This is a genomic window from Cellulophaga geojensis KL-A (assembly GCF_000568425.1).
Lineage (GTDB): Bacteria > Bacteroidota > Bacteroidia > Flavobacteriales > Flavobacteriaceae > Cellulophaga > Cellulophaga lytica.
Window position 1 is genome coordinate 13257 of the sequence record NZ_ARZX01000024.1, and the last position, 19965, is coordinate 33221.

Genomic DNA, 19965 nt, shown 5'->3' on the forward strand with positions numbered 1-19965 from the left:
GTTTTTGCATTTAGGCCTAGATAGAACACAACGGTGGGGGCTGTTGTGTTCTTTTTTTATAGCTTTTATACTTGTCTCCCGTCTAATAAATGTAAGGTTCTTGACCCATAAGCTGCATTTTTTTCTGAGTGTGTAACCTGTATAATTGTTACGCCTTCTTTATTTAATTCTTTAAAAATCTCCATTATTTCTTCACCTTGTTTAGAGTTTAAATTACCTGTTGGCTCATCTGCTAAAATAAGTTTTGGATTAGATATTAATGCCCTAGCAATACCTACCAATTGTTGTTGCCCTCCACTAAGCTGACTAGGAAATAGGTTTTGCTTACCTACAATATTAAATTTATCTAGCATATCTGCAACCAATGCTTTACGCTCAGACGAGCTGTACTTCTTGTACAACAAGGGCATTTCTAAATTTTCATACACGGTAAGTTCATCCAATAAATGATAGGCCTGAAAAACAAAACCAATGTACTGTTTATACAAGTTAGAGCGGTGTTTTTCTTTTAAATTGTGTACAGAATCTTCTAAAAAATTATATTCACCCTCATTAAATACATCTAACATACCTATAATATTTAACAAGGTAGATTTTCCTGAACCAGACGGCCCCATAATAGAAATAAACTCGCCTTCTTCTACTTTTAAATTGATGTCTTTTAGCAAAAATATTTTTTGTCCTCCAGACTGTACCCATTTGTATATATTGTTTAATTCTAATAACATAATTTGTATTTTTTACTCTGTTCGTAAACTTTTTATTGGATTTTTAGTAGATGATATGTAGGTGCGCACGCCCATAATTAACATTGCAACTATTAGCATAATAACACCACTAATTGCAAAAACCCACCAACTTAAACTAGTTTTATTTGCAAAGTCTTGCAACCAATAATCTATACCAAAATAGGCTATTGGCGCAGCAATTATAAATGCAATAGCAACCAAGCTTAAAAACTCTTTACTTAGCAACAGATTTAGCTCTAATAAAGAGGCTCCTAATACTTTACGTATACCTATTTCCTTGGTTCTGCGTTCTGTAGTATAAACCACAAGACCAAGCAAACCTAAACAGCTAATTGCAATAGCTAAACCTGTTGCCCAATTTAACAATACAGCAGTTTTACGCTCTTGACTATAAAAACGTTTTATAGTGTCATCCATAAAAATAAGCTCAAAAGGCTCTTCTGTATATACGCTTTTCCAAGCATTTTCTAACTTTTTAGTTGCATTGGGTAAATTTTCTCCGTTTACATTGGCAAAAGAAATGTGAAACGTTTTAAAACTTCTGTTTGTACCTCCTGTACCCATAAATGCTAATGGGTTAATAGCAGTTTTTAATGAACGCTGATTAAAATCTTTCATAACACCAACTATTTGGTGTTCTTCACCTTCACTTTTAATCATTTCTCCCAAAGCATCTTCAGGGTTTTTAAAACCCAATAAACGCAAGTACGTTTCATTAATCACAAACTCTTTAATACTATCATTGTTTTGCTTTCTACCGGCAAGCAATTCAATTCCGTAAAGGTCTAAATAGTTTTTATCGCCGTATAATAATTGTAATTCTGTATGTATTGGTGCGTTAGCATCACCATAGTAGCTAACGTTTGTTGCACTGGTACTAAAAGAAGCCGGAGGATACTCTGCCAAACTTATTTTGTTTACCTCTGGTATTGCTTCAATTTTAGTTAATAGTCGTTGTTGTTTTGCTGGCGTCATAGAATACCAAGGCGCTCTAACAGATGCTATGGCTTCTGTTTTAAAACCCATATCTTTTTGTAATAAAAATGATATTTGCTTCCCCACCAAAAGCGTAGCTATTATAAAAATCTGTGCTATTATAAACTGAAAAACAGTTAAGTATTTACGTAATGATGTTTTATCATTAGACGCTACAATTTGATTTTTTAATACTGCTATTGGCTTAAAATGAGAGAGTACTACTGCCGGATAAAAACCAGATAATAATGTAACAACTAAAAGCAATACAATAATGAATACAATAACTGTAGGCTCCGTAAATAGCTCTGAACTTAGACCTGCTGGTATATAGTTTGCAAATATATTTAACAGCCAAAAAGAAAGTGCTATAGACACAATTGCAGCACAAATGGTTAGTAAAAAAGTTTCTCCTAAAAACTGATAAATTAGTTGTTTTTTAGAGCCTCCTAGTGTTTTTCTAACACCAATTTCTTTTGCTCTTTGCGTTGCCTGTGCTGTATTTAAATTTATAAAATTAATACTACCTAGCAGCAGTAAAAAAAGAGCAACACAACCTAAACTTACTAATACCGATTTGCTCGCTGGCTCCGAGTCAAAATCAAAAGTGTAATAGTTAGTATCAAAATGCAATTCTTCTAGCGGCTGCATATAAAACTTACGCTCATTTCCAAACTCTTCTTCATTAGGGTCTATATGCTCTTTTGCCAACTTATTTAATGTAAGCTGTACATTTTTGGCTTTAGTATTTTTACTTGTCTTTATAAATAATTGTGAGGCCGAGTTTGTTCCGTTCCAATTACTGCTTAATACAGCACTTGTCATATCAGACTGGTGAGCTGTTTTTAATGAAATAAACTCTTCAAAAACAATATCTGTACGCTCTGTAAAATTAGCCACCACGCCAGTTACTTGCATATTTATGGTATCATTATACACCATATGAGCACCAATTATATCTGTATAGTTGGTATTTGGAAAATATTTTTTAGCCCTTTTTTCTGATAGTACTAATTGATTTGGACTCTCTAGCGCACTTTCTTTAGAGCCAGCCAACCATCTATATTTAAATACATTAAAAAAACCTTTATCGGCATAAATAACATAATCCGGATTTTTAAATGTTTTATCTGTAACTGTATTTTTTATGTGTAACGGATACGTAGTTAAAAAAGGGGCAACAGCAGCCAAACTAGCCGAGTTTTGTTTTAAGGCATCACCCAAAGGAAATGAAACTCCCGGATTGTAAAAACTCCCTTCTGGTGTTACAAACTCTGTTGTTACTCTGTATATATAATCTTTATCTGGATGAAATTTATCAAAAGTAAAATCGTAATACACCATTAAACCTATAACAAAAGACACGCTTAGGCCAATAGCCAAACTACTAATCTTAATTAAAGAAAAGAGCTTATTATTCCATAGATTTCTAAACGCTATTTTAAAATAATTCTTAATCATAATTATTATTTATAGGTTATAATTTACTCTGCTTTTAAGCTTTTAACTGGGTTTGCAGCTGCTGCTTTAATAGCTTGAAAACTTACTGTTATTAGCGCTATAATAACGGCACACATACCTGCTACAAAAAATACAAGCCATCCTATACTTACTCTAAAGGCAAACGTTTCTAACCATTTTTGCATAATAAAATACGCTACAGGAAAGGCAACAATTATAGATACTACAATTAGCTTTAAAAAATCTGCCGACAACATTTTTGTTATACCTAACACACTTGCACCTAAAACTTTACGCACTCCTATTTCTTTTTTACGCTGTTCTGCCGTAAACGCTGCTAGCCCAAATAACCCTAAACAAGCAACAAAAATAGCAAGCAAGCAAAATAGTAGTCCTACCTTTGCAGTTTTACGGTCTTGCTCATACAATTGCTCCATATTTTTATCTAAAAAAGTATAGTCAAAACTAGAGTCTGGTGAAACTTTAGCATAGGCACCTTCTAACTGTTGCATTGTACTAGTTACAGATGCACTATTAAAACGAACAAGCAAGTAAGGTTTGCCTTCAAACCTACTGTTATGAAAAGCATAAGCACCAATTGGCTTGTGTAAAGACTCAAAATTAAAATCGTCTACAACACCAATTATTGTAGCATCGTCTCCCAACTGCATATCTACTTTTTTACCAATAGCTTCTTCTGGTGTTAATCCTAAATAGGTAATTGCTTTTTTATTTAAAACCACATCTACAAGCGTATCTCCTTCTTGTTTTACACTTGGTAATGTTTTACCTGCTAAAAGCTTCAATTGCAATACATCTAAAACGCTAGCATCTGCTACATTGGTTTGTATACTTTTTCCGTTTTCATCTTGGTCGTTTTTATGTAAAGATCTTCCGCTAACATCCATACCAGGGAAGCCCTGTGCAGCGCCTACTTCTATAACCGAGCTTAATTTTTTAACCTCGTTAGCTAAAGCTTGTTTTTTATTATAAGTTTTAATTGCAGCCGTAGAAACAGCTACAACGTTTTGTGGCTTGTACCCTAAGTCTTTATTTTTCATAAACTCTAACTGTTGGTACACCACTAATACACCCACAATTAAAACCACAGAAGCTGTAAACTGAAATACAACCAATGCTTTTCTAATAACTGCGTTACTTACGGTTCTGTTTGCTGGTTTTAATATAGCGCTAGGTGAAAAACCCGATAAGTAAAAAGCAGGGTAAGAACCCGCAACCAAGGTAGTAACCAACCAAACAATACATACACCAATTATAAAGCTTGGAGCCATAAGAAACTTATAATCTAAACTAGCACCTGTTATAGTATTAAAAATAGGAATAATTGCAATAGATAATACTACACCAATACACAATGCAATTAAAGTTAGTAAACCTGTTTCTGCATAAAACCTGCCAACTAAGCTTTTAGATGATGCACCAAGTGTTTTATTTATACCCACATCTTTTGCTCTTTTTTGAGAACGTGCAGTCATTAAATTCATATAATTAACGCAAGCAATAAGTAAAATAAGTAATGCTAAAAACGATAAGTTTTTAATTTCAGAAATACTACCAATTCTAGATGTATATGTACTTGTGTAATCTTTAGAATATAAATGTACTTCTGATAATGGTTGTAATGAAAGTGTATACCATTGTCCTTGCTTGTCTACATTTTTATCTAAAATTTGCTGCATTTGATTTTCAGAAGCCACTTTAGATGCATTGTCTTTTAACTGAACATACGTTTCAAAACTAGAGTTACTCCAGCTTGGTTCTTTAAAAAAGTATGTTGTACTAAATGATGCTATTAAATTACAATCTACAGTACTGTTTTTGGCAAAGTCTTCAAAAACACCAGTTATTTCTAATTCTGTTTTATCATCTACTTTTATGGTTTTCCCCATAGGGTCTATAGTGCCAAAGTATTTTTGTGCAGCACTTTTAGATAATACAACAGTATTAGGCCTAGTTATTGCAGAAGCAGGATCTCCTTTAATAAATTTAGTATCAAAAATTGAAAAAAGTTCCTGGTCACACCAAAATAATCTTTTTTCTAAAAAATTATTATTATTTGCTTTTATAAAGGCTGTTTCGCCAAAGCTGTGTTGCAACATTCTAGCAGCATATTTTACTGCAGGCAATTCTTCTTTTAAAGCTGGCGCAACTGCAGCTGGTGCAGTAGCCATAATTTCTTTATCAAAAGCATCTCCGGTAGTATTAACTAATACTCTGTACGTATCTGCGTAATTTTTATACTGTGTATTATAACTTTTCTCAAAAGTAATAAATGCAAAAAGTAAAATGGCAATTGTTAAACCAATAGATAACCCTAAAACATTTAATGCCGAAAACATTTTGTCCATTTTAAGACTTCTCCATGCTATTTTAATATGGTTTTTAAACATAATTTTAAATTGTTAGCTGTAGTTTTTTTGATTGATACAATATCGTTTTCTAATTCTGTGCCAAAAAAGACAACAATCTAATTATCAGCTATTTATGTTGATAGAATAAAATTAACTAAAATTAAAGTGTAAAAATATTTTACATAACCTGTCCATTATTTGTACGTTAAAAAAGAACTAATCTGCTCTTAAACTCTTTAACGGCTTTAATAAAGCAGCGCCTATTGCTTGATAACTTATGGTTACTACTGCAACTGATAAAGCAATACAGCCAGCACCTACAAAAATTCCCCAACTTAAATTTATTTTATAAGCAAAATCTTGCAGCCAGTTACTCATTAAATACCAGCCTATTGGTGTAGCTATTAGCATAGCTATAAAAATAAGCTTTAAAAAATCTAGTGTAATTAATTTATAAATGCTTTTAAAAGGAGCGCCTAGAACCAATCTTATACTTATTTCCTTTTGGCGTTGCTCTACCATAAAAGCAGACAAGGCAAATAGCCCTAAACAAGCAACCATAATGGCAAATAAGGCAAAGCTGTTAAAAATTTTACCCATACGTTTAACATCTTGGTGCATTTGAGCAAATTTCTGATCTAGAAAAGTATAATTAAAAGCTTGGTTGGGCACATTTTTATCCCAAACTGCACCAATTTCGGTTAAAGCTTCATTAACGGTAGTGCCGCTTAATTTTAAAGAAATTATACCTGTATCTTTACCAATAACAAGTGCTAAAGGTGTAATATCTTCTTTTAATGATTTAAAATGAAAATCTGAAACGACACCAACAATCGTCCAATTTTCACCATTAGAAATTTGCTTCCCTATTGGGTTTTTATACCCAAGTTCAGTTGCCATTTTTTCATTAATAATAATAGAATTTATAGCATCTGAGGCATAGTCTTCAGAAAAATCTCTACCATTATTTACTTCCATACCTAGAGTTGAAATGTAATCATAATCTACACGCCATATTTGTGCCGCAATTCCTTTTTCTTCATTACCTGCTGTAGATTTTCTAAATGTATTTCCATTTCTTTTTGTTCCTTTAATAGGCAAATAACTACTAACAGTAGCCTTTTTTACAGAAGGTAGCTGTACCAATTGATTTTTAAAGCTCTCTGTTTTATTTCCTAATATTGATGCTCCTTCTAAAACAACTATTTGCTCTTTATTATACCCTAATTCTTTAGTGAGTATAAAGTTCATTTGTTTGTAAATAATTAGCGTACCTATTATTAGTACTACAGATGTTGCAAACTGAAAAATAACCAACCCACTACGTAATCTACCGCTTTTACTACCTATACTTAGGTTGCCTTTTAATACTGCTATTGGTCTAAAACCAGACAAATAAAATGCAGGATAAAGTCCTGCCAATAAACCTACTATAACCGCAAACAAAACTATTATTGGTATAAACCAAATAGATTGCCAAGGCATACTTACATTTTTTAATGCTATAGCATTAAAAGAAGGTAATAATACCCAGGCCAAAAGCACTCCTAACGCAAATGAAATAACACTAAATAAAACAGACTCTGTTAAAAATTGAGAAACCAAGTTACTTTTATAAGCCCCTATAGTTTTGCGTAGTCCAACTTCTTTAGCTCTGTTAGCAGATTTTGCTGTAGATAAATTTATAAAGTTAATACAAGCTAATATTAAAATAAAGCCAGAAATAGCCCCAAAAAGCCATACAAATCTAATATCTCCGTGTTGCAAACCGTCTCCCATTTTTAGGTCGGACTTTAAATATATATCCTCTACAGGCTGTAGTTTATATTTTATAGTTTTTAGTACTTCTAAAAAATCTGGTGCTCTTCCTCTTTCTTTTTGTGCTGGTATTACATAGTTTTCCATTATAGAAAACATCTTCTTTTCTAGTTCTTTTATATTTGTTTTTTTATCTACCAAGATATATGTAAAATAGTTCTGGTTTGTCCAGTTCATATTTGTATCTTCAATAGGTAGTAAAAAATCAAATTTTAAGTGGGTGTTTGGGGGTCTATTTGCCATTACAGCACTAATAGTATAGGGCTTAGACGTGTTATTGTCTAAAATAATATTTTTTCCTATTGGATCTCCATTAGGGAAAAAAATATCGGCTTTACTTTTTGAAATCACCAATTTTCCTGGAGCGCTTAATGCAGTACCACTATTGCCTTGTACTATATCAATTTCTAAAACATCTATTAAATCTTGATTTGCAAATATAAAACCGTCTTCTAACTTATTTTGAGATTCACCGGCAATTTTAAGGCCTCTTTTTCCTGCTCCAAAAAGCTCACTCGCATTTACTTTTGCTGCCTTTTTAATTTCTGGAAAATCTGATACTAAAGCATCTGCAAATGGCAATTGAAAATGAACACTTTTCATTACCTCACCGTTAAATTTTCCTTCCAGAACAACTCTGTATATTACATCTTTGTTTTTATAGTGTTGATCATATCCTAACTCATCTTTAATAAAAAGAGTTATTAACAAGCAAGCTGCAATACCAACAGCAAAACCTCCAACTTTAATTGCAGTAAAAAGTTTTTCATTTTTAAGACTTCTCCAGGCTATTTTAATATGGTTTTTAAACATAACTTTAGTATTACTGTATTTTCTGAATAGTTGCTTCGCCAATAATTAGACCTTTATTTAACTCTGGATTTCCTTGGTAAGCAACGGTTGCCTCACCATAAGCTGTAACTTTTAATTTTTTTGAAACCTGTACACGGTAACTACCCTCACCGTAAGCTGTAATTTTTGTGTTGTCATTTTTTATGCCTAAAGTGTTAATTTTAGTTTCTCCGTAAGCTGTAATTTTTAGGTTTTCTACACTACCTTTTTTAAGTTCTAAAAAACTTTCTCCGTATATAGTAGCGTGCAATTCTTTAAGGTCTGTATCATTTAAAAACACTTGAGATTCACCATAAATTTTTAATCGTAATTTGTTTTGGGCAAACAGGCTTTTACACACTATAGTTTCTTCTCCTCTTAAAGACAATTCTTCTATATTTTTATAAGTAATAACAGCTTTTACAACGGTACCTTTGTAGATAGACGTACGCTGTTTGTAGCCATTTTTATATGTTTTTTCGCTTTTTGTAAACTCTTTTGCCCCTTCTAAATACAAGCGCAAAGTTTTCCCAGAAACCTCAACATTTATCTTATGTTCTGCTACCGTGCTACTTTCTATTATTACACTTTCTGTTTCTCCTTCTATAAAAGTTACTTGCACATGCGGACTAACAATTACTTTGTTAAACGATGCTACTTTTTTTTCACTTACTTGTGCCCTAACACTCATAGTCATTACTACTAAAAAAAGTGCTGTTACTATTTTAATTTGATTGATTTTCATAGATTCTATTTATTTTTTGATTGATGATTTTATTCTGTTCGTAAGCTTTTTACTGGGTTAGATATTGCTGCTTTTATACTTTGATAGCTTACTGTTACAATAGAAATTATAAGCACCAACACTGCAATTAAAATAAAAGACCATCCGTTAATTTCTATTCGGTATGAAAAATCTTCTAACCACTTTGTCATAACAAACCAAGCCAATGGTATAGCAATTACTATAGATATTGCTACTAGTTTTAAAAAGTCTAATGTTAATTTGTATACAATGTTACTTATACTTGCTCCTAGCACTTTGCGTACTCCTATTTCTTTAATTCGCTTTTCTGCGTTAAATGTTGCTAAACCAAATAACCCCAAACAAGCTATTAAAATTGATAAAATGGTAAAAGCAATAAATATTTTACCTAAACGCTCTTCTGCTTTATAAACATCATTAAAAGAATCGTCTAAAAAATAATAATTAAATGGTTGTTCTGAGGCTACATTTGCCCACAAACCAGCCATACTTGCTATAGATTTAGCAAAATCTCCTTGACTTAGCTTTACTACTAATTTGCTACTTACTCTACGACTTAGCCTAAAGCTTACAGGGTCTATTGTATTACGTAATGTAGAGATATGAAAATCTTTAACCACGCCAATAACTTTATATTCTATATTATCAGAATCATCTACCAATGCCATTCCAATAGCATCCGTTGGGTTAATTCCTAATCTGTTTAATGTTGTTTCATTTACTATAATAGCAGTAGAGTCTGTTTTGTACTTAGGGTCAAAGTTTCTTCCTGCTAATAAATTTATATTTAGTGTAGAAATATAATCTTCATCTACATCCCATTTTTGCATTTGTACTACAGCATCTTCAACAGCTCTTCCTTTTACCGTAAAAGATTGGTCTGTTCTGTTAGATGGCGTTGGTAAAAAACTTGTTAACGACACACTTTTTACACTTGCTAGTTTCTCTATTTCTTGCTTAAAAGATGTTACTTGCTCACCAGCAGCATATACATCATCTAAAACCAAAACCTGTTCTTTGGTGTAACCAATATCTTTCCCTTTTATATATTGTAATTGTTGAAAAACCACTAATGTACTGCCCATTAAAAACACAGAGATTGCAAATTGAAAAACGACTAATCCGTTTCTTATTTTTCCGCCAGTACCTGTTGTTTTACCTCCTCCTTTTAATACCGTTACTGGTTTAAATTTTGACATAAAAAATGCTGGATAACTACCAGAAAGTAATCCTAAAAACAGTGTGAAAACCAAAAGTGAAATCCAAAAAAACGGATTTAAAAACGGAATTTCTATACTTTTATTTGCTAAGTCATTAAAATATGGCAATGCTAAAAAAGTAACCAAGACAGCAAAAATTAATGCTATAAAAGCCACCAAACCAGACTCTATTAAAAATTGCTTTATTAAATGGTATTTAGAAGAACCTAATGTTTTACGAACACCAACTTCTTTAGCTCTTTTAAGAGATTGAGCTGTAGAAAGATTCATAAAATTTACACTGGCCAAAACCACTAAAAACAAGCCTATAAATGATAAAATATAAATATTTTGTATGCTATTGTTTGGGTTTAATTCTGCTACACGGTCTGAGTGTAAGTGTATTTTACGTAATGGTATAGTGCTAAAAACATAAGAGTTACCCTCGCTTTTAAAGCGTTCTACCGTCATTGTAGGCGCAAATGTTTTTTGTGCATAGGGCACAACATAACTTGTAAAAACATTTTGCAACCTTTTATTAAAACTAGCTATGTTAGTATTAGGGTTTAACTTTACAAAAGTGCTAAAGTTGTTGCTGCCCCAAGTAACTTCTTTTGCATTTGGGTTACTAGCCATAGACATAAGCATACTATAATCTCTTAAAAACGAGTTTTTAGGAAAATCTTTTATAACTCCTGTTACCGTATATACCTCATCATTATCTAAAACTATTTGTTTACCTATTACTTGTTCTTCTGTAAAAAGTGTTTTTGCTGTAGATTCACTAATTACAATAGTATTTGGCTCTTGCAATGCTGTTTCTGTATTACCTTGTAATAAGCCTAGTCCAAACATTTTAAAAAAGGAAGGATCTGCAAAAGCATTGCCATTAACTTTTATATTTTTAGTAGAATTTGTTTGGCGCACCAACATTCCGCCCCAACCTCTTAACCTTGTTGCCAACTGTACTTCTGAGTATTCTTTTTCTAAAACTGATGCCATTGGTGGCGTTACAACAGCTAAATTATTAGAAGATGTCCCAAATTTTATATCTGCATTTATTCTATGAATTAGCGCTTCATCTGCAAACATTTTATCATAACTAAGCTCATCATAAATATATAATGAAATTAGTAGCGCACCTCCAACACCTATAGCTAAGCCAAATACATTTAAAAATGTAAAAAACAGGTTATTTTTTAAATTACGCCATGCTATTTTTAATTGATTTTTAAACATAATTTTTATTCTTTACTGTTCGTTTTTTGATTGATGCTTACTAATACCCTAATTCTATGCCAAAATATCAAAATACTAATATACAGATACTTACGCATTATTTTTAACTAAAAAATTGATACAACTGTAAAAAAAATTTACACAGACTGTCCATATTTTGTACGTTAAAAAAGAACTATTCCGTACGTAGGCTTTTAACTGGGTTTGCTATTGCAGACTTTATAGACTGAAAACCAACAGTTACAATTGTTATTAGCATTGCAAAACCACCTGCTAATAAAAACACCCACCATTTAATTTCAATTTTATAGGTAAAATCTTGTAACCAATTTTGCATAAAATAGTATGCTATAGGAGATGCAATTACAAACGCAACCAATACTAGCTTTAAAAAATCTTTGGTTAATAACTGTACAACAGATTTTACACTGGCACCTAAAACTTTACGTATCCCAATTTCTTTCTTCTTTTGTTCTGCAACATAAGACACCAAACCAAATAACCCTAAACAACTAATTAAAATGGCCAAAATGGTAAATGCTATAGATATTTTAGATAATTTTTGTTCTTCTGCGTATAACTTTTCGGTTTCTTTATCCACAAAAACATACTCAAATGGCGCATACGGATTCACTTTTTTCCAGTTGGCCTCTAAACCACTCAAAACACTTTTTAAATTGTTGGTTTCTAACTTAGCAACTATCCAATCTGGTTCTGTTTCACTATACATAAGCATAGGTGAAATTGCTTGTTTAAAATCTTCAAAATGAAAATTCTCTGTTACACCCACAATTTCATAATTCTCTGTTTCACTACCATAACTGCTAACAATTGTAGCTGCTAAGGCGTTTTCTATATCAATATTAAAAGCATTTAGCGTTGCCATATTTACCAATATACCTGTAGAGTCTGTTTCTCTAAGCTTACGACCTTTAATAATTTTGGTTCCAATGGTTTCTAAATAATTAGGAGTAATACCATTGTAAAAAACAGAGGTTAGGTTATTATCATCTTGACTAGGTAAACGCATTGCCATATCTCCCATAATAGATCTAGATGGGTAATTATTACTCCCTGTAACAGAACTAACACCAGATACTCCTTGTAGTTGTGATTTTATGGCACTAAAATTTTGTTGTAACTCTTGGGTACCTAAACGTATTGCTAGCAAATTATCTTTGTTAAAGCCTAAATCTTTTTGCTTGGCAAACTTTAGTTGTTGTGATACTATTATAACACTTACTGTTAAAACTATTGATACTACAAACTGAAAAACAACCAAACTACGTCTTAACAAACCATTATTAGATTGTAATTCTGTTGCCCCTTTTAGTACTTTAGATGGCTTAAAAGAAGACAACACCAATGCAGGGTAAACACCTGCTATTAAACCTGTTAACAAACCCATAGATCCCAACAACAATAAAATTTTAAGATTTAATATATGTTCTGGCTCTATGTTGCCACCTGTTAATACATTAGCAACCGGAAGCAATAATAAAACTATAGGTATACTAATAAATACTGCTAAAAATGCAATTAAAATAGACTCACTTAAAAATTGCTGTACCAATGAGCTTTTTTGCGCTCCTATGGCTTTTCTTACCCCTATTTCTTTTGCTCTTTTACTAGCTCTGGCTGTACTTAAATTAATAAAGTTTACACAGGCAACTAGTTGTACTATAAATGCTAAAAACAATAATGCATACAAATATTCTATATTAGATACTTCTTCTATTTGCTTATCTATACCTTTAGAGTGCAAATGAATATCTGTAACAGATTGCAATAGTAATTTTTTATCAAAACCCATATCAGCCAAATCAATTCCTCCACGATCTAGTAAAAACTTAGGCAACTTTTTTTCTAAACTGGTTTTGCTGGCATTGGCTCCTAGTTTTATATAACTGTACGCAAAGTTTTGCGTTGCAAAATTGCTAATATTGTTAGTGTATTCACCAATGCCAGTCGAGTTCATACACAGTATGTAATTAGGATTTAAATGCGTTGGATTGGTTGGTTCATTAAAAACTCCGGTAATGGTTGCATTAAATTGATCTTCTCCTGCACCAATAACCAATGTTTTATTTATAATTTGATTTTCATCTTGAAATAATTTTGAAGCTAGTTTTTTAGATAAAACAATACTATTTGGTTTTTCTAAGGCTGTGGCTAAATTACCTTCTGCGGCTGTATAATTAAAAAATTTAAAAAAGGTAGAATCGGCTACATACCCCTTACTCTCATAATAACTTTGATTGTTTTTAGGGTTACGAATGAGAGCTTCTTCTCCTGAACCAAAATAAACAACTCTACAAGCATCTACCACCTCAGGAAAATCTTCTTTTAAAGCAAAAGCTATTGGAGGGCTACTTGTAGCTACATCTGCATTTATACTGTTGTTACTTATTGACTTTATTTTAGTACGTATTCTGTATACAGAAGCAACATCGTTATGGTGCGTATCATACCCAAATTGTGCGTTAACATATGATATTATTATTAAGCAACATATTGTGCCTACAGTAAGACTAAGAATATTTATACCTGTTTGTAACGGATTTTTTTTAAGACTACGCCACGCTATTTTTAATTGATTTTTAAACATAACTACTTGTTTTTTGATTGATGATGTGTTACTCTGTACGCAAGCTTTTTACAGGGTTATTTATAGCTGCTTTTATTGCCTGAAAACTTACAGTTAACATAGCAATTGTAATGGCTCCTAAGCCTGCCAAAGCAAACATCCACCATTGTATGTTTATGCGGTAAGCATAACTTTGTAACCAGCTAGACATTGCCCACCAAGCCAGCGGTATGGCTATAGCAATAGACAAAATAACTAGTCTTATAAAATCTTTAGAAAGTAGGTTTACTATATTAGCTACGCTAGCACCTAAAACTTTACGTACTCCAATTTCTTTGCTTCTTTGTTCTGATGTGTATGCGGCTAAACCAAACAAGCCTAAACAAGAAATAAGTATTGCTAATATTGCAAATAGTTTAGATAATGTACCTACCAACATTTCGCTTTTAAACTTTTGGTTAAACGCATCGTCTACAAACTCATACTCAAACGGAAAAGCTGCATTGTTTTTTTGCATAACACTTGCCATTGCTGTTATTGCATTTTTAGTGTCTGCAGTTTTAGCAATACGCACATACATATATTGTGCCTCTGTAGGTGCATTAAGAAAAATTACAGGATCGCTTTTACCGTACATATCACCATATAAAAAGTCTTTAACTACACCAACAACATTATACCTATCCTCTCCAAAATAAATGCTTTTACCTACTGCAGAAACAGGATCTATTAGTTTTGCAAATGACTCTGTAATTATAAAATTTACACTGTCTAATTCTGGTTTTGGCTTAAAGTTTCTGCCATCAATAATCTCCATACCTGCAGTAGAAAGAAAATCTGAATTTATATACCTAAATGATATAAGCATTTCATTATTTTCATCTGCCATACCAGACCAAGTTGCTCCAGATCCATTATTACCTATAGACAGTGTGTTGTAACTGTTTAAACCCACATTATCTATTAAACCTGTAGCAAGCATCTCTTGTTTTATAGCGGTATAATTTTTAACCATATCACCCCTTACATTCATTGTTATAAGGTTAGATTTGTTATACCCTAACTGTCTGTTTTTTACGTGCTGTACTTGCTTGTACACCACTATAGTGCATATTATTAGTACTATTGAAGCTGCAAACTGGGTTACAACCAATCCTTTTCTAATAAAAACAGAACCTTTTTGGTTGCTACTAATACCTTTTAAAACTGTTACAGGTAAAAACGAAGACAAATAAAATGCTGGGTAGCAGCCTGCAAAAACACCACAAAAAATAGTTATACCAAGTAAAACTAACCAGTGTATAGGATTAGTTAACCCCATTCCCAATTGTTTTTCTATAATGATATTAAATTGTGGCAATACTAAAAACACTAACAATATGCTTACCAGCGTTGCTATACTTGAAATAACTAAAGATTCTGTTATAAATTGAAAAATTAAGCGTTTACGACCAGCGCCTAAAACTTTACGCACACCAACCTCATTAGCTCTTTTAGCGCTACGTGCTGTAGAAAGGTTCATAAAATTAATGCAGGCAATTATTAAAATAATCCAAGCAATTACAGAGAATAAATTTACATACACTATTCTACCACCAACCTGTACTCCGCCTTCAAAATTATCTCGTAAACGCCAGTCTAGCATACTATGCATAAAAGCATAGGTATCACTATCCTCTACTTTGGTTTGCAAAAACTTTTTTACAGTAGTATTTACTACTGCCGCATCTACTTTTTTATCTAATTGTATATAGGTATCTACTGAGTTATTTTCCCACTCTTGCAAATACTCTTTATCTTTTGCATACGGCTCAAAAGGTGCAAGCCAATTAAATTTTACGGTAACATTTTCCGGAAAATCTGCTACTACACCTGTTACCGTATACGTTGTTGTTTGGTCTACTTTTAAAATTCTGCCTATAGCATTATTGCCTTCTCCAAAAAATTGTGATGCAGTTTCATTGGTAAGTATTATGGCATTTGTACGGCCAAATGCTGTTTGCGCATTACCTTGTATAAAACTTAAACTAAATATGTTTATAAAGTCTTTATCTGCGTAATATCCTTTTTTGTAAAACGATTTTTTATCTATGGTAAAAAGATGCTCTTCATCTCTAACTCTTGTTGCATTTACTATGCCTGGCACTTCTTTTTTTAAAGCTTCTGCCATAGGTCCTGGAGTAGATGTAAACGTACGCCACTCACCATTATATTGCTGGTTTGTTGGCAAATAGTACACCTGTTCTTTATTAGGGAAAATTGCATCGTAGTTTACCTCATCTTCTACCCATAAAAAAATAAGACTAGCACAGGTTATGCCCATTGCTAACCCAAATATGTTGAGAAAACTATAGCCTTTATTTTTTAATAAGCTCCTAAATGCAATTTTAAAATAATTTTTGAACATGGTGATTGGCTATTTTGATTAATTGATTGATGATTTTGATTGATGATGAACTCTACTTATTTTGATGCTACTGCCTCAAAAGGTTTGTTATGACTTTCGGTTACTATTTGGCCGTCAAAAAGGTTTACTACCCTGTGTGCGTAATGCGAGTCTCTGTCTGAGTGTGTTACCATTACTATTGTTGTACCTTCTTGGTTTAACTCGGTTAACAGGTTCATTACCTCTATACCGTTTTTAGAGTCTAAGTTACCTGTTGGCTCATCTGCAAGTATTAATTTGGGATTTGTAACTACTGCTCTGGCAATGGCTACACGTTGTTGCTGACCACCAGATAATTGCTGCGGAAAGTGTTTTTCTCTGTGTGCAATTTTCATACGCTCTAAAACTTCTGTTACTTTTTGCTTGCGTTCTGCTTTGTTCATTTTTAAATAGATAAGTGGTAATTCTACGTTTTCAAAAACAGTAAGCTCATCTATTAAATTAAAACTCTGAAAAACAAAACCTAAGTTGCCTTTACGCAAACCGGTACGTTGGTTTTCTTTTAAACCACCTACTTCATGACCTGCAAATTGGTAACTACCTTCTGATGGGTTGTCTAACATACCTATTATATTTAGTAAGGTAGATTTACCACAACCAGATGGCCCCATTATGGCAACAAACTCTCCTTGACCAACATTTAGGTTTACACTATTTAGTGCTAAGGTTTCTACTTCTTCTGTTCTAAAACTTTTTTTAAGGTCTTTAATTTGTATCATTTTGTTGATTGATTTTTTTAATGTGATTATATCTTGTGTTAGGGATTGTAGTGTAAATCCTTTTTTATTTTTCTTAAAAAAGATTGCAACGTAAAGCCCGCCCGTAGGGAACACCCTATTTTAAAACTATTTTTTCTGCTTCTCCAAAAGTGTCGTAATTAGAGGTAATTACTTTTTCACCAGCTTGCAGCCCTTCTAAAACTTCGTAATATTTAGAGTTTTGCTTGCCTATTCTAATGTTACGTTTTAATGCCTCTGTACCGTTTGGGCTTACTACAAAAATCCACTGGCCTCCTGTGCTTTGAAAAAAGCTACCTTTAGATACTAAAAGTGCATCTGATGAGGCCCCTAATTGTAGTTTTACATTAAAACTTTGTCCGGCACGTATATTTTCTGGTTTTTCTGCCGTAAATACTAGATCTACTTTAAACTTACCACCACGAACTTCTGGGTACACTTTGCGTAAACGCAGGTTGTATGTTTTACCGTTACGCTCAAAAGAGGCGTTTAAATCTCTTTTTACACGGTCTATATAGTGCTCATCTATTTCTGCTTCTATTTTATAGTCTGTTAGTACGTTTATTTGTCCTATACGCTGACCTTGGTTTATGCTTTGCCCAATTTCTGCATCTAAAAATCCTAATTGACCGTCTGCTGGCGCACGTACATTTAAATGGTCTAAACGCTCATAAACCATAGATAAGGTTTTTTGCATTCTGTTTAAATCTGTATCTAAACCAGCTAATGATGTTCTCCTCATTTTATCATCTTGCTCTGTTTGTATTTTTACAATGTTATGCTGTTTTAAAGATAACTCGTAATTTTCTTTTGCGGTTAAAAAAGCTTCTTTAGAGATTAAACCGTCTTTGTAAAGCTCTTGGTTTTGCTCATAATTACGTTTTAAGCGTGTTAGCTCGTAAGAGGCTGTTGCTAAAGATTTACGCCCTTCTACTTGCCTAGAGTCAAAGGTTAATTTGGTAGACCTTAAATCGTTTTGTTTTAGTGCTAGGTTACTTTCACTAGCTAAAATTTGTTCGTAAAGGTTACTATTTTCTAGTTTTAAAATAATATCTCCTTTTTTTACCATTGCACCTTCTTCTATCAGCTTTTCTGTAACTCTACCACCTTCATAAGCATCCATATAAATGGTTGCTATTGGTGCTGCACTACCGTTAATGGTTATGTAATCATCAAACTTACCTTGTGTAACTGTACTTATAGATAGTTTGTCTTTTTCTGTTCTAAACGTAGACACAGAACTGCTCCATATTATTTTATATGCTGCAAAAGCTACTACTAGCCCAATTGCAATGTATGCGTAGTGTTTTGGGCGTAATCCTTTTTTCTTTTCTAATTGAATATCCATTTATGTTGTAATTGTTAGTTTATAGTAAATACGGGCAAACCGTTGTAAAAATCTAATGTACTCTGGTTTACTTTTAATCTTATTTGTACTTGTAAATTCTCGTTTTGTGCTGTAGTGTACAGTACTTTTGCTTGGTACAATTCTACTGCAGAAATCATTTCTTTTTCGTATTTTTTTTGAGCTATAGAAAAACTTAGTTCTTGTGCTTTTAACTTTTTTAAGCTTTGTAAATTTTCTACTTCTAAAGCATTTTTTTCTTGTACCAATTGTTGTATTAATTTATACAGCTCTTGCTCCTGAATTTTTAAATTATTTTCTGCCTGTTGCAACGCTATTTTTTGTTGTTTAATTTCTGATCTACCAGACCATTTGTTACTAATAGGAATATTCATAGACAAACCTATAGACCTAGATGCGTTGTCTCTTATTTGATTTTTAAATGATATTATTTCGTTAGTAATATCATCTACATTAGTTTCATAATATCCTGTGCCATAGCCTGCAAACAAAGATAATGATGGGTACAAACCTCCTTTTGCAATAGCTACTTGTTTTTGCGCAGCCTTTACCTTTAATTGCCCTGCTTTTATACTTGGCAAAAATGTTTGAGCCTTGCTGTAAACTGTATTGGTTTGCAATGTAGTATCTGCCACTTTTTTTAGGTCTAAAGCATCTGCTTTTAGGGTTATGGTAGACACGTTTTCTAAATTCATTTCTTGTATTAAATTTAGTTTAGCTGCTGCCAATTGGTTTTCTGCTTGGGTTACTGCTAACTTATCTGTTAACAATACAGATTCTGCCTCATACATATCTGCCTGTGCAATTAAACCCAACTCTAATTGTTTTTTTACAAATGCATAATTTGTATCTGATATACTTACTTGCTCCTTAGCAATTTTTAATGCGCCTTGAAAAAAACGAATATCATAAAAGGCAGACATTACCCTAAATGCCAACAAGTATTTTTGTTGTTGCGCATCTTCTTGCACTGCTTTATAAATATACTTTGTTGCTTTTATACTATTTATTCTCTGAAAACCTCTAAAAATATCTAAGGAAGAATTTAAATTGTAATTGTTAGAGAAAAAATCTGTGTCTATTATATTATTGTTATTTGGATCTACAGACCTACCATATCTAACATCATAACTTGCAGAACCATTTATACTTGGCAACAAATTACGCACAGCTTGCTTATGGGTTTCTTTACTTGATGCAACTGTATACTCCTGATTTTTTAATTCTAAATTATGCGTTATAGCATAGTTTATACACTCATCTAAAGACCAGCTTTGTTGTGCACTACTTGGCAAGCTTACCAAGAGTAACAAAAATAGAATATGTTTAATTTTTATGTTCATAATTTTTATTGTGTGCCAAAACTAAAGCCATTGTTGTGCCAAAAACATAATTTACTAATTATCAATTACTTACAAT

Annotated in this window: 11 protein-coding genes; all 11 read right to left on the reverse strand. The window is 32.4% G+C overall.

The genetic code is table 11. The features are described 5' to 3' along the window. Nucleotides 1-65: 65 nt before the first annotated feature. Nucleotides 66-728 (reverse strand): ABC transporter ATP-binding protein, encoded by a 663-nt coding sequence (locus tag KLA_RS14905; RefSeq protein ID WP_013620740.1) that lies wholly within the window; start codon nt 726-728, stop codon nt 66-68. Between the two features lie 12 nt (nt 729-740). Next, complete coding sequence (locus KLA_RS14910; protein WP_034646695.1) at nt 741-3185, reverse strand: ABC transporter permease; 2445 nt, start codon at nt 3183-3185, stop codon at nt 741-743. 23 nt (nt 3186-3208) lie between these two features. Beyond that, on the reverse strand, nt 3209-5596 hold the full coding sequence (locus KLA_RS14915; RefSeq protein ID WP_034646697.1) for an ABC transporter permease: 2388 nt from the start codon (nt 5594-5596) through the stop codon (nt 3209-3211). Between the two features lie 177 nt (nt 5597-5773). Continuing rightward, entirely contained in the window at nt 5774-8188 is a 2415-nt protein-coding gene (locus KLA_RS14920) for an ABC transporter permease (RefSeq protein ID WP_034646699.1), read from the reverse strand. Between the two features lie 10 nt (nt 8189-8198). Then, the gene (locus tag KLA_RS14925; protein WP_034646701.1) at nt 8199-8951 is read right to left on the reverse strand and encodes a head GIN domain-containing protein; all 753 of its coding nucleotides are present in this window, start codon (nt 8949-8951) and stop codon (nt 8199-8201) included. A gap of 29 nt (nt 8952-8980) precedes the next feature. Continuing rightward, nucleotides 8981-11410: an ABC transporter permease gene (locus tag KLA_RS14930; protein ID WP_034646704.1), complete on the reverse strand. Its 2430-nt coding sequence runs from the start codon at nt 11408-11410 to the stop codon at nt 8981-8983. Between the two features lie 175 nt (nt 11411-11585). Next, nucleotides 11586-14018: an ABC transporter permease gene (locus KLA_RS14935; protein ID WP_034646706.1), complete on the reverse strand. Its 2433-nt coding sequence runs from the start codon at nt 14016-14018 to the stop codon at nt 11586-11588. A gap of 28 nt (nt 14019-14046) precedes the next feature. Beyond that, entirely contained in the window at nt 14047-16404 is a 2358-nt protein-coding gene (locus KLA_RS14940; protein WP_034646707.1) for an ABC transporter permease, read from the reverse strand. Nucleotides 16405-16460: 56 nt separating this feature from the next. After that, entirely contained in the window at nt 16461-17162 is a 702-nt protein-coding gene (locus KLA_RS14945; RefSeq protein ID WP_013620748.1) for an ABC transporter ATP-binding protein, read from the reverse strand. Nucleotides 17163-17277: 115 nt separating this feature from the next. After that, a complete protein-coding gene (locus KLA_RS14950; protein WP_034646709.1) occupies nt 17278-18528 on the reverse strand; it encodes an efflux RND transporter periplasmic adaptor subunit in 1251 nt (416 codons plus the stop codon). A 14-nt stretch (nt 18529-18542) separates the two neighbouring features. After that, nucleotides 18543-19889 (reverse strand): TolC family protein, encoded by a 1347-nt coding sequence (locus KLA_RS14955; protein WP_034646711.1) that lies wholly within the window; start codon nt 19887-19889, stop codon nt 18543-18545. Nucleotides 19890-19965 lie beyond the last annotated feature (76 nt).

Coding starts and splice junctions, on each gene's coding strand:
- KLA_RS14925 (WP_034646701.1), bottom strand. CDS start 8,951: ATGAAAATCAATCAAATTAAAATAGTAACAGCACTTTTTTTAGTAGTA.
- KLA_RS14940 (WP_034646707.1), bottom strand. CDS start 16,404: ATGTTCAAAAATTATTTTAAAATTGCATTTAGGAGCTTATTAAAAAAT.
- KLA_RS14910 (WP_034646695.1), bottom strand. CDS start 3,185: ATGATTAAGAATTATTTTAAAATAGCGTTTAGAAATCTATGGAATAAT.
- KLA_RS14935 (WP_034646706.1), bottom strand. CDS start 14,018: ATGTTTAAAAATCAATTAAAAATAGCGTGGCGTAGTCTTAAAAAAAAT.
- KLA_RS14955 (WP_034646711.1), bottom strand. CDS start 19,889: ATGAACATAAAAATTAAACATATTCTATTTTTGTTACTCTTGGTAAGC.
- KLA_RS14950 (WP_034646709.1), bottom strand. CDS start 18,528: ATGGATATTCAATTAGAAAAGAAAAAAGGATTACGCCCAAAACACTAC.
- KLA_RS14945 (WP_013620748.1), bottom strand. CDS start 17,162: ATGATACAAATTAAAGACCTTAAAAAAAGTTTTAGAACAGAAGAAGTA.
- KLA_RS14920 (WP_034646699.1), bottom strand. CDS start 8,188: ATGTTTAAAAACCATATTAAAATAGCCTGGAGAAGTCTTAAAAATGAA.
- KLA_RS14915 (WP_034646697.1), bottom strand. CDS start 5,596: ATGTTTAAAAACCATATTAAAATAGCATGGAGAAGTCTTAAAATGGAC.
- KLA_RS14930 (WP_034646704.1), bottom strand. CDS start 11,410: ATGTTTAAAAATCAATTAAAAATAGCATGGCGTAATTTAAAAAATAAC.
- KLA_RS14905 (WP_013620740.1), bottom strand. CDS start 728: ATGTTATTAGAATTAAACAATATATACAAATGGGTACAGTCTGGAGGA.